This window comes from Duganella sp. sic0402, from assembly GCF_019219065.1.
Lineage (GTDB): Bacteria > Pseudomonadota > Gammaproteobacteria > Burkholderiales > Burkholderiaceae_D > Rugamonas.
The window spans coordinates 275,344-289,716 of sequence record NZ_JAHUWK010000004.1 but is presented as its reverse complement, the minus strand read 5'-3'; the positions used below and the strand labels follow the sequence as shown (position 1 = coordinate 289,716).

At 63.5% G+C, this 14,373-nt stretch carries 11 protein-coding genes; 4 read left to right on the top strand and 7 right to left on the bottom strand.

Going from position 1 to position 14,373, the window contains the following annotated elements; translation table 11 throughout:
- Positions 1-4 precede the first annotated feature (4 nt).
- The 6 genes from KW842_RS13175 to KW842_RS13150 are packed head-to-tail and all read right to left on the bottom strand — an operon-like array spanning position 5 to position 8,199.
- A complete protein-coding gene (locus tag KW842_RS13175) occupies positions 5-1,093 on the bottom strand; it encodes an amidohydrolase family protein (protein WP_218304552.1) in 1,089 nt (362 codons plus the stop codon).
- Between the two features lie 13 nt (positions 1,094-1,106).
- Positions 1,107-2,072 (bottom strand): N-acetylglucosamine kinase, encoded by a 966-nt coding sequence (locus KW842_RS13170; RefSeq protein WP_218304551.1) that lies wholly within the window; start codon positions 2,070-2,072, stop codon positions 1,107-1,109.
- Positions 2,056-3,240 (bottom strand): SIS domain-containing protein, encoded by a 1,185-nt coding sequence (locus tag KW842_RS13165; protein ID WP_218304550.1) that lies wholly within the window; start codon positions 3,238-3,240, stop codon positions 2,056-2,058. The genes KW842_RS13170 and KW842_RS13165 overlap by 17 nt, the downstream gene beginning before the upstream one ends.
- The gene (locus KW842_RS13160; RefSeq protein ID WP_218304549.1) at positions 3,234-4,529 is read right to left on the bottom strand and encodes a D-tagatose-bisphosphate aldolase, class II, non-catalytic subunit; all 1,296 of its coding nucleotides are present in this window, start codon (positions 4,527-4,529) and stop codon (positions 3,234-3,236) included. The genes KW842_RS13165 and KW842_RS13160 overlap by 7 nt, the downstream gene beginning before the upstream one ends.
- Positions 4,530-4,531: 2 nt before the next feature.
- Entirely contained in the window at positions 4,532-5,449 is a 918-nt protein-coding gene (locus KW842_RS13155; protein WP_218304548.1) for a DMT family transporter, read from the bottom strand.
- A gap of 2 nt (positions 5,450-5,451) precedes the next feature.
- Entirely contained in the window at positions 5,452-8,199 is a 2,748-nt protein-coding gene (locus KW842_RS13150) for a TonB-dependent receptor (RefSeq protein WP_218304547.1), read from the bottom strand.
- A gap of 240 nt (positions 8,200-8,439) precedes the next feature.
- On the opposite strand from KW842_RS13150, the gene KW842_RS13145 reads away from it, so the two are divergent.
- Genes KW842_RS13145 through KW842_RS13135 form a run of 3 tightly spaced genes read left to right on the top strand, consistent with a single transcriptional unit; the run spans position 8,440 to position 12,111 of the window.
- On the top strand, positions 8,440-9,207 hold the full coding sequence (locus KW842_RS13145) for a DeoR family transcriptional regulator (protein WP_218304546.1): 768 nt from the start codon (positions 8,440-8,442) through the stop codon (positions 9,205-9,207).
- 4 nt (positions 9,208-9,211) lie between these two features.
- A complete protein-coding gene (gene nagA / locus KW842_RS13140; protein ID WP_218304545.1) occupies positions 9,212-10,309 on the top strand; it encodes an N-acetylglucosamine-6-phosphate deacetylase in 1,098 nt (365 codons plus the stop codon).
- 11 nt (positions 10,310-10,320) lie between these two features.
- The gene (locus KW842_RS13135) at positions 10,321-12,111 is read left to right on the top strand and encodes an MFS transporter (protein WP_229223664.1); all 1,791 of its coding nucleotides are present in this window, start codon (positions 10,321-10,323) and stop codon (positions 12,109-12,111) included.
- On the opposite strand, the gene KW842_RS13130 is transcribed toward KW842_RS13135, so the two are convergent.
- Positions 12,108-12,896, bottom strand: coding sequence for an alpha/beta fold hydrolase (locus KW842_RS13130; RefSeq protein ID WP_229223663.1), 789 nt, complete (start codon positions 12,894-12,896; stop codon positions 12,108-12,110). The two genes, KW842_RS13135 and KW842_RS13130, sit on opposite strands and share 4 nt — an antisense overlap.
- Positions 12,897-12,936: 40 nt before the next feature.
- On the opposite strand from KW842_RS13130, the gene KW842_RS13125 reads away from it, so the two are divergent.
- On the top strand, positions 12,937-14,241 hold the full coding sequence (locus KW842_RS13125; protein ID WP_218304544.1) for a M24 family metallopeptidase: 1,305 nt from the start codon (positions 12,937-12,939) through the stop codon (positions 14,239-14,241).
- The last annotated feature ends 132 nt before the right edge of the window (positions 14,242-14,373 follow it).

Below are 14,373 nucleotides of genomic sequence, written 5' to 3'. Positions count from 1 at the left end.
CCTTTTATTTGTGTTGTTGCCAGGCCTGTGGGAAGGCCTTTTCTGCATTGTTGCGATACAGCTTGTCGACCACCTTGCGCGGCAAGGCCAGGCCGCGTACCGGCTTATCCAGCTCTGGCACAACGAAGCTGTCGGCGGTGACGAAATAACGCCAGTCGCGCCGCCACACGGTATCCATATCGGTCACGAAATCGGCGTCGCTCTGCTCTGCGGATTGCGCCAGGTCCGAGCCATACATCAGCCTGTCCTGGTACTTGATGAAGAAGGCGCGCACGCGTTCACGGTCGCGCTGCGACTGGTACTGCAATTGGCCGATGCGGGCCGCGACATCCAGCTTGACGCCCGGATGGGCATCGAGAAAGCGGCCGATCCGCACCACGTCATACTCCAGCGACGCCAGGTGCACGCCGGTGAAGCGCAGCTTCGGATGCTGCGCCAGCAGATGGTCGCGCGCCGCCATCTGCTGTTCGTAGCTCGGCATCTCTGGATGCAGATACATGTGATACGCCGGATGGTTCTTGAAGTATTCGCGGTCATTATTGACCGTCATCTGTTCCACCGGCAGCCAGCAATTGTGCGGTTCGCCCTGATGGCCAAGCACCATCACGCCACGCTGCGTCAGGCCATTGAATAATGGCGACAGCCGCGCATCGTCCACCATCACCAGTCTGCCCTGCTGGTCGCGCAAGCTCATGCCGATGTTTTTCCAGACCTTGACGCCAACCGCGCCGTCTTTCAGTGCACCATCCAGATCTTTTAAAGTGGCGTCGCTCCAACCTGGCCGTTCAAAACCATCGGCGGCAAAGGTGGCAACCCACGCCACCTGCTGCGGATGCTGATGCGCCAATGCGCTGGCGACTTTGCGCTGCTGCGCCAACGGCGGAAAGTCCGGATAGTCGACATTGATGGTCAGCGCGCGGAAGTTATCCTTGCGCGCTAGCGCCAGCCATGCATCCTGATTCGTGCCATGCAGATGCAGATGGGCGTCAATCTTCGGCACCTTCTCGTAGTCCGTCATGGCGTATGTATCGGCCGCCAACGATGGCGCGGCGATCAGTGCCGCGAGAATGGCAGGTAGCGCAATCCAGCGCATAAATGTCTCCTTTTTAGTTTTGAGCGGTCAGGCGCTCCAGCGCAGTTGCGCTCAGTGGCGCACCAACGCTGCGTGCAGCATACAGGGCCGCACCCAGCACCGGCGCCAGGCTCGGCCTCGTCAGGCGATAGGAATCGCCGCGTGCTGCCAACGCCCGCGCAAACGGCGCATGCAGCGGTCCATCGGCGCCAAACAGGCCGCCGCTGTACGACACCGGAACGCCGTGCCCCGCAGCCACGCCAAGCGTGCTGCGTACCGCATCCACCAAGGCCACCAGTTCAGCCGCTGCCGCATCGATAATCGCTTCCGCCTGGCGATCGCCCTGCGAGGCCGCCTCTGACACCAATCGAGACAGCGCGGCGATGCGGCTGCGGTCTCCGTTCAATTCTCCGTAGACGACCTGGCACAAGTCCAAGTCTTCCTGCAAGGCCAGGCGTTCGCGCACCAGCGGATGAAACGGTCCACGCGGGGCGCGGCCATCGCTCATGCGCGAGAACAGCGCCAGGCCAGCGCGTGCGATCCAGTGTGCCGAGCCTTCGTCGCTGAACAATTCACCCCAGCCGCCAGCACGCGCACGGCGGCCGGAAAACTCGCCATAAGCCATCGATCCGGTGCCGGCGATGACGCTAATGCCGTCGGCGCAAGCCAGCGATCCGGCCCAGCTGCACACCATATCGTTGTCGCATGCGTAGCGGTCATGACCCAGAACCGCGCGCGGCAAGGCGTCCAGCTGAGGCTGGACCACACGATCCTCGCCATAGGCCGGCAGGCCAAAGAAAGCAAAGCGAATGTCGGCGGCGGTCACGCCCGCAATCGAAAAGAGCGCATCGCAGCCGCGTGTCAGCATCGCCGCAACGCCAGCCATGCCGACTTCCAGGTAGTAAGCGCTGCTTTCCTGGTGGCGCGCCAATACCGTGCCGTCGCTGTCAATCAGCGCAAAAGCCGTCTTGGTGCCGCCGCCATCAACACCGAGGAACATGCTGCTCTCCCGCATACGGATAAATGGTCACGCCACGTACCACGCGGTTGACCGTGCCCGACACGCTCGGCGTATCGGGACGGATGCCCTGCGCCAGCGACTGCAACAGCGCAAACGACTGGCAGAACAGGATGTAAGGCAGCGCCAGCGCCAGGTCGCACGCGCCTTCCGCACCCTGCAGCAACACGCAATCCGCCCCGAGTTCCGGCGCGGCCTGGCCACTCAGCGCCAGCACGCGGCCGGCGCGGCCATCGTTGCGCAGTTCGCGCAGCAGGTCCAGATCGTAGCGGCGCGCCTGCGAGTCATTTGACAGCAGCACCACCACCAGTGTTTCATCATCAACGATGGTTTTCGGTCCATGGCGGAAGCCCAGCGGCGTATCAAACAGCGCCACTACGCGGCCATCGGTCAGTTCCAGCAGCTTGAGCGAGGCTTCCCGCGCCAGGCCACGCAGCTCATTGCTACCCAGGTAGACCACGCGCTTGAACTGCTGCGCCACCAGCGATTGCAGCAGCGGCAGCGCCGTCGCGTGCAGGCTGGCTGCGGCCGCCGATGGCACGCTCGCCGCACCGGACGGCAGAACACCAAACGCCAGCGCGGCGGCCAGCAGCATCGAGGTAAAGCTGGTGGTCATCGCGAAACCACGGTCATGGGTGGCGTCCGGCAGCAGGATGGCGTAGGCATTGGCCCGGCCTTGCGCCATGCGATACAGCTCGCCATCGGCGTTGCAAGTGATGACCAGGTGATGCACGTTCTTCACCAGCTGGTCTGCCAGCTCAACCGCCGCCAGGCTCTCCGGGCTACTGCCCGAACGGGCGAACGACACCAGCAGCGTAGGCACATCCGCTTGCAGGAAGCGCTGCGGGCCGGAAACGATATCCGTGGTCGGCACAGCTTCCGCGCGCCAGCCCTTGCCCAGCATCGCTGGAGCCAGGCATTCACCAAGGAAGGCCGAAGTGCCGGCGCCTGTCAGCACAATGCGCAGATTGCCGCGTGCCAGCAGCGGGCCGAGGAAGGCATCCAGCGCTGCGCGGCTGCTGTCCAACAGCGCGTCGATCTGCGGCCACACGCCGGGCTGCTGCGCGATCTCGCGCGCAGTCAGTCCGCCGCCGGCGGCGTCCAGGCCGGCCGTGCTGATACCTAAAATGTCCTTGTCTACCACTAGCATGTTTCCAACTCCTTTGTTGCGGCGCCTGCACAGGCATCCATGTACTGGCGCAGCACCTTGGCTACGCCTTCTTTAAGTAAATCGGCCGGCAGATTGCGCACGCGTCCTTCGCGCACAGCCTCATATTGCGCCGGAAGGTACTGGCTGAGCAAGGTCAGCGGAGGCGGCGTGTGCTCCAGCTTGGCCAGCAGTTGCGCCTGCGCCGCCTGAATCTTCGGATGCGGCCAGTAATAGCGGATACGGTCGCTCAGGCTGTATTGCTGATCGAAGCGCGCGCGCGCCGGATCGCTGTCGTAATATTTGCGCCAGTATTCCGGTTCGTCACGCATCACTTCCAGCACCACGTTCTTGAAGTCCGAACCCGTATCGCCCATTTCCTGCTCGATGTCGGCCAGGGCCCACAGGGTTTCGCGCAGCGCGAAGGTCAGGCCGGGGCCGACCTTCAGGATGGCGAAATGGTCAGCCACCAGCGCGGCCAGATTGGCGGGCGTCTGATAATCGGTCGAATGCGCTTCGTACACCAGCGTTGGCTCGCTTTCGATGAAGCGGCTCAGTTGCGCGGCCTGCTGCGGTTGATAATCGATGACCTTGTGGTGATCGAACTCCACGCCTGGCTGCACCACCAGGCCAACCACGCGCGGCCACGCCGCATCCAGTCCGGCGGCGGCGAAGGCCAGCCGGTGCACCTTGATGGTCAATCCGGCTGCGCCGGGCGTGGTCACGCTCAGCGTCTCCAGGTCTTCATGCGCGCCACCGGGCACCGGCACTTCGGTGCCGACCACGTACACCGGCGCCTCTCCGCCAACCGCGCCCCATGCGCGTTCAGCCACCACGCACAGGCGTGCGGCGCGCTCGGCCACTACCGCATCCGGCAGCGGCACCGGATCACCGGCGCAGGACATCGAGCAATCCAGGTGAATCTTGCGGAAGCCGGCGCGCACATACTGGTCGATCAGCACTTCAGCCCTGGCCATCGCCTCTTCCGCCGTTTGGCTCTGCCAGGCGTTTGGCCCCAGGTGATCGCCACCCAGCAGTACGCGCTCGCGCGCCAGGCCGGTGCGGTCGGCAATGCCATAGACGAAATCGCGGAAGACGGCCGGCGTCATGCCGGTATAGCCGCCGTCCTGGTTCACCTGGTTGGAGGTGGATTCGATCAGCACCGGCAACCCGCGCTCGATGGCGGTTTCCATCGCCGCTTCGATCACCAGCGGATGCGCCGAACACACCGAGTGGATGCCGACCGGTTCGCCAGCCTTGTGGCGGCGCACCAGATTCAAAAGATAGTCCATTGTCAGTTTCCTTGGGTTGGTTCGTCCGGCTGCAGCGCGAGGAACAGCGCCGCCGCCAGCGACAGGCCGATGCCAGCCAGCCGGTAGCCGGTCGGCACCGATGCCGCCAGCGCCATCGCGATCATCGTGGTCAGCAGCGGCGCGCCAGCGTTCACCAGCGGCGACACCATCAGCGCTTTACCATGGCGGAAGGCATACACCAGCGTCAGCGCACCGACCGCATTCAATATCTGCGTGGCGGCGGCGAGCAGCGGCCCGGATGGACCGTAATTAATTGGCTGTGAAAAGTCCGTCATCGCCAGCGCCACCGGAATAAACAGCAGCGCGCTCAGCGTCATGTAGAAGAAGATGCTTTCCGCGTCCATGCTGGCGTTGGCCAATTTGATGAAATACGCCTGCAAGCCCCACGCCACCAGCACGCCCAGCGCCAGCACGAACCACACACCATACTGCTGCGGCGCGCCGCCCGGCGTGTAGTCGAATAGCGGCAGCGCGCAGATCGCCAGCACGATGCCGGCCATGCCCATCACGCCCGTACGCTCGCGCAGGAACAGGAAAGACAGCGCAATCGTCAGCACCGGCGACAGTGAAATCAGCGGGAAGATCAGGTAAGCAGGCCCCGCCTTCACCGCGTAGAACAACACCATCTGCCCGCCCGCACCCAGCACACCGATGGCCAGGCCGTAGGCGATCGAGCGGCCGTCGCGGCGCACGCGCCAGCCGTTGCGGGCGAGGACGAACAGCGCCGGCGGCAGCATCGTCAGCGCCCACACCACATAGATCAGCGTTTCAGGAAAGCCGTGTTGGCTCGGCAGGCCGGCAAACGCGCCCCACACGCCCCACAGCAGCGTGGTGGTGAGCGCGTAGACCAGCCAGCCGGCGCGGCGCGTGGAGATCGTCGGCAAGGTTGTCGTCGTCATCGTCAGAATTTCACGCTGATGCCGGCGGCGTAGGTGCGGCCCCAGGTTTCAAAGCCGTACAGCGCGTCGCTACGGCCCAGGTTGGAACGCATCACCGCGTCGCCCAGATTTTTACCCTCGACGAACAGCGTGATTTTCGGCGTGATGTCCCACGATGCCGACGCCGTGACCCAGGTCAGCGAATCTACCTTGTTCGGATAGCCGGCCAGCACATTGGTGCTTTGCGTGTAGTCGCCGGTGTAGTCGAACGAGATCGAGGCATTGATGCCACCCTTCTCATACAGCAGGCCGATCGACGAGGCGGTAGGCGCCACGCCTTCCAGCTGGCCGACATACTCGCCGCCCTGGTAAGCCTTGGTCAGGGTCTTGGCGAATTTGGCGTTGAAGCCAAAGCCGTTGTCGAACAGATGCTGGATGCCGAACTCAAAGCCGCGCACGCGCGCCTTGTCGCCATTGACCGGGTGCGTCACGGTGTACAGGTAGCCCGGCACGCCGATGTCCACATGCTCGTCGGTCTGATAGGTAACGAAGTTCTTGATCTGCTTGGCGAAGATGGCGGCGGTGATCGCCGATTTCGGGCGGTAGTACCACTCCACCGAAATATCCTGCTGTACCGCCTCGGTCGGTTTCAGCTTGGCGTCGCCGACGATGTTCAGGATGTAGCTGCGGTCCAGCGTATTATCGGTACGGGTAGGCGCCAGCTTGTCCAGCGAAGGACGGGCCATGACCTTGGCAATCGCGCCGCGCACGACAAAGTCGTCGCGCGCCCACCAGCTGATGTTCGCTGATGGCAGCAGCTTGGTGTAGCGGCCTTCCTCCGATACCGGCTCGGCCTCGCTGTAGGTGATGTTCGGGCTGCTGGTCGGGATGTTGGGCGTCGGATCGTCGATGGCGAGGATGCGGTCGATCGCAGTGCGCGAGGTGGTGCGGGTGCGGACCAGGCGTGCGCCGACATTGCCGTTCCAGTTTTCGCCCGACAGCTCCAGCTGGCCGTACAGGGTGGCGGTCTTCTCGGTCACCGCATACGAATCGGTCGGCACGAACACCGGCTGCGATTTACTGAGGTCATACACACCGCCGTCCGGCTTGGGCTGGCCGTCCAGTTTTTTCAGCGCAGCGAGATACGCCGGCACGTCGAACTTGATAAAGCTGCCAGGGAAGCTGCCGCCGGCGTTACGCATATAGTTCGGCAGCGTCATCGGGCTGACCACGTTGGCGCCCAGCGACGCGAAGGTGGTCGAGTACATATCGCAGTACTGGCAGGCGCCGCCACTCTTTTCGTTGCCGATCGAGTTGCGGTCCTTCTTGCGCGAGGTGGCGCTGGCGCCGAACTGCACGGCATCGATATGCCATGCGCTGCTCAGCGACAGGCGGCCATCCAGCGCAGCGCCGTCGATGGTGTCCTTGATGTTGGTGCCGGTCAGGCCGGCGAAGTGCACGCCGTAGTCCTTGTTGCCGAGGCGGCCGGCGGCCAGCTCGGTAGCCAGGTCGCGGCCATCTTCCAGCGTCACGCGGATGTCCGGGAATGCGCCGTTGTTGGCCTTGTAGTAGCCGGTGTTATGGCCGGCGATGCCCGCCACCACAAAGGTGTCCTTGCCGCCGGAGTTACGCTCGGAGGTCGAGCGGTATACATCGCCGGTCAGCTTCAGCTCATTCGACGGACGCCATTCACCGCGCCAGCCGATCTGTCTGGTATCGACCACGCGGTCGGCTGTCACGTTCGACATTTCCGGGATCAGGTCAGCGATCTTCATGCTGGTGATCAGGCCATTCTTGACCACCACATCGGACCAGCGATCCGGCGCATGCTCAATATAGTACGATTGCTGATAGCCGACCTGCGGCGAATCCAGGCGCGTAGCCAGCGCATCGGCCGTCATCTTGAAGGTCGGCGACACCTTCCATTCAAACGCACCAGACAGCGCGGTGCGGCGCTTCTCTTCAAACACCGAGCCAAACGAGATGCAGCATGGTGCCAGCAGATTGCTTTCGCCGGCACCGATCACGCCATCGCCGTTGACATCGTAACTGCCCGGCGAATCCGCGTTATAGGTCTGGTAGCCAAGCGAATCGGTACGCACCTTGCGCTTGGAGACGACCGCGCCAACCAGCACGCCCATGGTGTTGTTATTGAAGGTGTTGCTGACCACGCCCGACAGCTTGCCGCCATCCTTGCGCGACAGGTCGTTATGGTCCGCCTCGAAACGCACCGAAGCGTGATAGCCGGGATTGTCCATCGGCCGGGCCGAGCGCAGGTTGACCGAGCCGCCGATACTGCCTTCCATCTGCGCCGCGTCGGCCGATTTCATCACGTCAGCGCCGCTGATTACCTCAGACGGCAGCACATCGAAGGCGAAGTCGCGGCCATCGCCATCGGTGGCGAGGATACGCTTGTTCAGAGTGACGATGTTGTAGCCAGAACCAAGGCCGCGCACATTGATGTACTGCCCTTCGCCGCCACGCGTGCGGGACACCGAAATGCCGGAGATGTGGGTCAGCGAATCGGCGACGTTATCGTCGGGGAAGCGCCCCAGCTCCGTGGCCGAAATTGAATCCTGAATCACATCCGCATTGCGCTTCAACTCAAGCGACTTGGCCAGCGCGGCACGCGCGCCGGTCACCACCACTTTCGGCGCTTCCACTTCCGACGGCGGCTCGGCCTGCGCAAACGCCGTGCCGCACACTGCCATTTCCACCGCTACCGCGATCAGGCTTCGACGCAATCCCTTTTCCATTCCGCTACCACTCATGGCAAATCTCCCTGGTTGTCCGTGTGTTGTTGTTACTTATGTTTAGGATAGTAATAAGCAAAGAATCAAAATACAAGAAACTTTCGATTGATTTCGTTTTGATGTTGTTTTTACGTTTTCTTTCGTTTCACCACGAAACATCTTTCTTTTTATTTCGAAAGAAAAATACCTGTAAAGCTTGCTTTCACTCACCCTGTGATCTGTTAAGCTGGCATTTTTGACATAACAACAGCACAAGCCATGCGACATACCAGTCAACGCCGCGCCGCGATTCTGCAGGCGCTCACCCAACACGGCTCGGTGCAGGTCAACGCGCTGGTGGAGCAGTTGGGCGTTTCCGCGGTGACCATCCGTTCCGACCTGAGCACCCTTGAATCCCAGGGACTTGCCACCCGCAGCCACGGCGGCGCCACGCTGGCGCGCACGCCGCCGCCTGAGCAGACCGTGCCGCAGAAGGACGCCATCAACCATGAGCAGAAGGAGCGCATCGGCGCGCACGCCGCGCGCATGGTGCAGCCGGGCGATAACATCATCATCGACTCCGGCACCACCACCATTTCGCTGGCGCGCCATCTGCGCGAGGCGCAAAGCGTGACGGTGATGACCAATGGCCTGAATATCGCCTGGGAGCTGGCCGACGCGCCGGGGGTGGACCTGATCCTGACCGGCGGCTTGCTGCGCAAGCAGTCGCTGTCGATCCAGGGTACGCAGGCCGAGGCTTGCTTACAGGCCTACAGCTTCGACAAACTGTTCCTTGGTGTCGATGGATTCGACTTGCAGTTCGGCGTGACCACCCACCACGAGGCAGAAGCCAGCCTGAATCACAAGATGGTGGAGCGCGCCAAGAAGATTATTGTGCTGGCCGACGCTTCCAAGTTTGGCCGCGTCAGCCTGCACCGCATCGTGCAGCTGGACCGCGTGGATACGGTGATCACCGATGCCGGCCTGAGTCCCGAATATCGCGACGGCCTGCTGGAAGCCGGCATCGAGCTGCTGATTGCGGAGTAACGCCGTGCTGAGTGGACGTATTCTGACCCCGAACGGCTGGATCAATGGCAGCATCGCCTTCGACCAGCGCATCCAGCATATTCGCGAAGACAATGGCGCGGACAGCACGCTGACCATCGTGCCCGGCTTTATCGACCTGCATGTGCATGGCGCCGCCGGCGTCGACATCATGCAGGGCGGCGACGCCGGCGCCACCGTGGCGCGTGCCCATGCGAAGCACGGCACCACCGCCATGCTGGGCACCACCATGACCGCCACCGACAATTCGATCCGCCGCGCGCTGCGCGGCCTGGCGCCGGTGATCGCGCAACGCCCGACCGGCGGCGCGCGCATGCTGGGCGTGCATCTGGAAGGTCCCTTCCTCAGCATTCACCGTCTGGGCGCGCAGCCTGCCGACGCGGTGGTCACCGGCAGCATGGACCTGGTGCGCAGCTATCACGAGCTGGCGCCGGTGCGGGCGATGACCATCGCCACCGAAGTTGCCGGCCATCTGGCGCTGATCCCGCAACTGAATGAACTCGGCATCCGCGTGCAGATCGGCCATAGCAACGGCACCTACGAAGACGGCGTAGCGGCACTGAAGGCTGGCGCAGCCGGCTTCACGCATCTGTACAACGGCATGACGGGACTGAATCATTACAAGCCGGGCATCGTTGGCGCGGCGCTGGCGCATGCCGAATATGCCGAGATCATTCCCGATTTGCAGCACGTCGCGCCGGGCGCGATACGCGCCGCGCTGCGCGCCATTCCGCGCCTGTATGGCGTGACCGACGCGACCTCCGCCACCGGCATGCCGGATGGCGAGTATGGGCTGGGTAGCCAGCGCGTCTACAAATGCCTGGGCTGCGTGCGGCTGGCAACCGGCTCCCTGGCCGGCAGCGTGCTGACCATGGATCAGGCCTTGCGCAATTTCGTCGATCTCGGACTGGACCTGGCCGATGCGTCGAATCGCCTGTCGCTGTACCCGGCCGATTATCTGGGCGAGGCCGAGCGCGGCCGCCTGGCGCATGGCGCATGGGCGGATATTGTGGTGCTGAATGCGGAATTACAACCGGTGGCTGTCTTCGTGGAGGGCGAAGCCATCAACTTATCGACCGACTAGACGGAGACTCAATGCAAGCTCGCGCCATGGGATATTTGTTGTTCATTGCCGGACTCGGTGGACTGCTTTACGGGATTGATGTCGGCATCATTGCCGGCGCGCTGCCGTATCTGGAGTCCACCGCTTCGGTGGCGTGGCGCTTGAGCGCACAGCAGCTGAGTTTTATCGTGGCGGCGGTTCTGCTGGGTTCCGTGCTGTCGTCGCTATTTGCCGGCGCACTGGCGGACTGGATCGGCCGGCGCTGGGCGATGATGCTGTCCGGCGTGCTGTTCACGCTAAGTATTCCGCTGATCGCGCTATCGGACGGCTATGTGCCGCTGCTGCTGGGCCGCTTGCTGCAAGGGGTCAGCGGCGGCCTGATCGGTGTGATCGTGCCGCTGTACCTGGCCGAGTGCCTGCACGCGCGCCAGCGCGGGCGTGGCGCGGCCTTGTTCCAACTGCTGCTGACGGTTGGCCTGGTGGCGGCTGCGCTGATTGGCCTGATGCAGGCGCACTCCGTCGAAACCGCGACCGTCGCCGCGCAGTCGCTGGGCGACGCCGAGCGCGCCGCAGCGGTGTTCACGGCCAAGGATCATGCATGGCGCAGCATCTTCTGGTGGTGCTTGACGCCGGGCGTGGTGTTCACCGCTGGCTGCCTGTTGCTGGCCGAGTCGCCGCGCTGGCTGGCGCAGCGTGGCCGCATCGAGGAAGCGCGCACCGCCCTGCTTCGCACCCGCCCGGCAGACGAAGCCGAAGCAGAGCTGCGCGAGATTCAGCAGGCGCTGGCGCCGGTCGCCGATACCGGCGCCGCCGCAACGCGCGAGCCGGCCGCAGATGCACTTCTCAGCCGCCGCTACGTGCTGCCCTTCCTGCTGGCCTGCCTGATCCTGGCGCTGAACCAGGCCACCGGCATCAACTCCGTACTGGCCTACGTGGTCAACATCCTCAACCAGGCCGGCCTGCCCGGCACCACCGCCAACGCTGGCGACGTGGTGCTGAAAGTGCTGAATGCGCTGATGACCGTGGTGGCCGTGATCCTGGTCGACCGCAAAGGCCGGAAATTCCTGCTGATGCTCGGCACCGCCGGCATCGTCACCGCGCTGGTGGCGGCCGGGCTGCTGTTCCGCAGCGCCGAAGCCGGCCAGCAAGACGTACGCCCAGCCTTGCAGGCGCGCATCCAGTCCGACAGCCTGGCGCTGCAACTCGACGCCGCCACACTGCAATCCTTCGGCACAGCAGCCAGCGCCGATGGCGCGCCAGTCCAGCTGACGGTGGCTTATTCCTACGGCCCGTTCACCAACGTGCAAACCCGCCGCAGCGACGATGCCGCTTTGCCAGTGCTGCGCATGAGCCGTGAAGATACGGTGCAGCCGGACAGCGTGATCGGGGTATTCTTCCGCAAACTGCATCTGAATCCCTTCGCCGATCCGGCCGAGGGCTTGAACGCGCCGCTGCATATCGAGCGCGCCGACCTGGCCGCCGTGCCATCGGCCGCGCATGGCTGGAAGGTAGCGCTGGCCATGTGCCTGTTCGTGGCGGGCTTCGCGGTGGGACCGGGTGTGTGCGTGTGGCTGGCGCTGTCGGAGCTGATGCCTACCCGCATCCGCTCCAACGGCATGAGCATTGCGCTGCTGATCAACCAGTTTGTCTCGACCATGATCGCCGCCACCTTCCTGCCGACGGTGGGCCAGTACGGCTATGCGACCATGTTCTTCTGGTGGGCCGGCGCCACGCTGCTCTACTTCCTCACCGCCGCCTTCCTGCTACCGGAAACCAAGGGCAAGACGCTGGAAGAAATCGAAGCGCATTTCGCTGGCCGTTAGGCCGGCGAGAGGCACGCCTCAAGGGTCAGTTCCAGCAATGGGAAGTGACCCGTTTCCACTTTAAAGAACGCCGCCTGCGGGAAAATCACTTCCCACACGGCGCGATCCTGCTCCGCGTCGATCATCGGATCGTAGGCGCCGAACAGCACCGACACCGGGCCTTCAAAAGCGCTGCGCACCGGCGTGTGATCCAGCGCCGAGAAATCGTCCGAGGTCGCCACCGAGGTCGGGCCATCGAAAGCGCCTGGTTGCTGGATCAACTCAGCAAACGAACGCGCTGCTTCTGGGCCGCCATGCGGTCCAAAGTACAGCTCTGTCACGTCCGGCAGCAACGATAGCGCGCCGAAGACATCCCAGAAGCGCGGACGGCCCGGATCGTCCTCGTACATCGCCAGCGCGGTGGCCAGCTTGCCGGCGTGCTGGTGGCCGGTATGCACGCGGAAGGCGCGCCGCGCCAGCCGCAGCGCCGCCTGCTCCGGATTGAAAGTAGGCCCCAGCAGCACGATGTTCTTGATCAGCTCCGGCACATGGCGCGCCAGATGCACTGCCAGGTGCGCGCCAAAGGAACTGGCCATCACCGTCAGCGGCTGGCCGGCGTCGGCTGCCACGCGGCGGAATTCGGTCAAGGTCGCTTCCTGCAAATCCAGGTAAGGCCGCGCCGCGCATGGCTTGGCCAGCGGCTGATGCCACCAGTGGACATGCGTTGCGTCCGGATAGCGTGCGCGCTCAAACACCGGACCAAGCGCCGGACCGCCGTGCAGATAAAAAACCGAAGGTGCTGCCATGTTCTCTCCTTTGCAAATGCAACAGCATTATAATCTGCTGATGAAAAAATTCCTCCTTGTCCTCTGGCTGATGCTGAGTGCAGCAGCCCATGCCCAGGTGCTGTCTGTGCGCGACCAGGCGACTGTCGTCAACCAGCTGCTGGCCGAGCGTTTCGATAGCGTGCTGCCGGCCGCCATGCAGCAGACCGGCATCGATATGTGGATCGTGGTCTCGCGCGAGTACAACGAGGACCCGGTCATCAAGACCATGCTGCCGGCGGAATGGCTGAACGCGCGCCGCCGCACCATCCTGGTGTTCTACCGCGACGCCAGCAGCGGCAAGGTCGAACGGCTGGCGGTGGCGCGCTACAACGTCGGCAACAGCATCAAGGCGGCGTGGGACATGAAGAAGTTCCCGAAACAGTGGGACGCGCTGGCCGACATCGTCAAAACCCGCAACCCGGCCAAAATCGGTCTGAATACCTCCACCCACTTCGGCCACGCCGACGGCATCGACCATACCGACTACAACGAGTTGCTGGCCGCGCTGCCGGCGCCATTCAAGAACCGCGTGGTGTCCGCCGAGCCGCTGGCCATCCGCTGGCTGGAAACGCGCAGCGCGCGCGAGATGCAGATCTACCCGCAACTGGTCAACGCCACCCACAAGATTATCGAGGAAGGTTTTTCCGAGCGCGTGATCACGCCCGGCATCACCACTACCCAGGATGTGGTGTGGTGGTTCCGCCAGAAGATCCGTGATCTCGGCTACGATACCTGGTTCCATCCAACGGTGGAAATCCAGCGTCAGGATACGGAGCGCGCTAATCCGGACGTGATCACGCCCGGCGATCTGCTGCACGTCGATATCGGCATCAGCTACCTGCGCCTGAATACCGATATCCAGCAGCACGCCTATGTGCTGAAACCCGGCGAAAGCAGCGCCCCGGCCGCGCTGAACCAGGCCTTCGCCAGCGCCAACCGCCTGCAAGACATCCTGACCGCCAACTTCAAGCAGGGACGTAGCGGCAACGAAGTACTGGCGGCATCGTTGAAGCAGGCCATCGCCGAAGGCATCCGCCCGACCATCTACACCCATCCGATTGGCTACCACGGCCATGCGGCCGGTCCGGCTATCGGCATGTGGGATGCACAAGGCGGCGTACCTGGCACCGGCGACGAGCTACTGCGCCACAAAACCGCCTATTCGATCGAACTCAACGCGGCCAGCGAAATTCCCGGTTGGCGCGAGCCGGTGCGCATCATGCTGGAAGAGGATGCCTACTTTGATGAAAGCGGCGTACGCTACATCGACGGTCGCCAGAAACAGCTGCTGCTCCTGCCACGGCGCACGCCTTCTATTGAGTAGGAAGAACAAATAGTTCCGACAAGCTCGGGAGTGCCATAAAGCGGCGACATTTGCGATGATATGGGGCGGACGTCAGGCCAAAACGTCCGCCCCTCTCCTTTTTTGGCCCCTTATCCCAACAGGAGCACGCTC

Bases quoted from the DNA above. Each gene is read 5' to 3' on its own strand.
- KW842_RS13175 (WP_218304552.1), bottom strand. From the start codon at position 1,093: ATGCGCTGGATTGCGCTACCTGCCATTCTCGCGGCACTGATCGCCGCG.
- KW842_RS13170 (WP_218304551.1), bottom strand. From the start codon at position 2,072: ATGTTCCTCGGTGTTGATGGCGGCGGCACCAAGACGGCTTTTGCGCTG.
- KW842_RS13165 (WP_218304550.1), bottom strand. From the start codon at position 3,240: ATGCTAGTGGTAGACAAGGACATTTTAGGTATCAGCACGGCCGGCCTG.
- KW842_RS13160 (WP_218304549.1), bottom strand. From the start codon at position 4,529: ATGGACTATCTTTTGAATCTGGTGCGCCGCCACAAGGCTGGCGAACCG.
- KW842_RS13155 (WP_218304548.1), bottom strand. From the start codon at position 5,449: ATGACGACGACAACCTTGCCGACGATCTCCACGCGCCGCGCCGGCTGG.
- KW842_RS13150 (WP_218304547.1), bottom strand. From the start codon at position 8,199: ATGAGTGGTAGCGGAATGGAAAAGGGATTGCGTCGAAGCCTGATCGCG.
- KW842_RS13145 (WP_218304546.1), top strand. From the start codon at position 8,440: ATGCGACATACCAGTCAACGCCGCGCCGCGATTCTGCAGGCGCTCACC.
- KW842_RS13135 (WP_229223664.1), top strand. From the start codon at position 10,321: ATGCAAGCTCGCGCCATGGGATATTTGTTGTTCATTGCCGGACTCGGT.
- KW842_RS13130 (WP_229223663.1), bottom strand. From the start codon at position 12,896: ATGGCAGCACCTTCGGTTTTTTATCTGCACGGCGGTCCGGCGCTTGGT.
- KW842_RS13125 (WP_218304544.1), top strand. From the start codon at position 12,937: ATGAAAAAATTCCTCCTTGTCCTCTGGCTGATGCTGAGTGCAGCAGCC.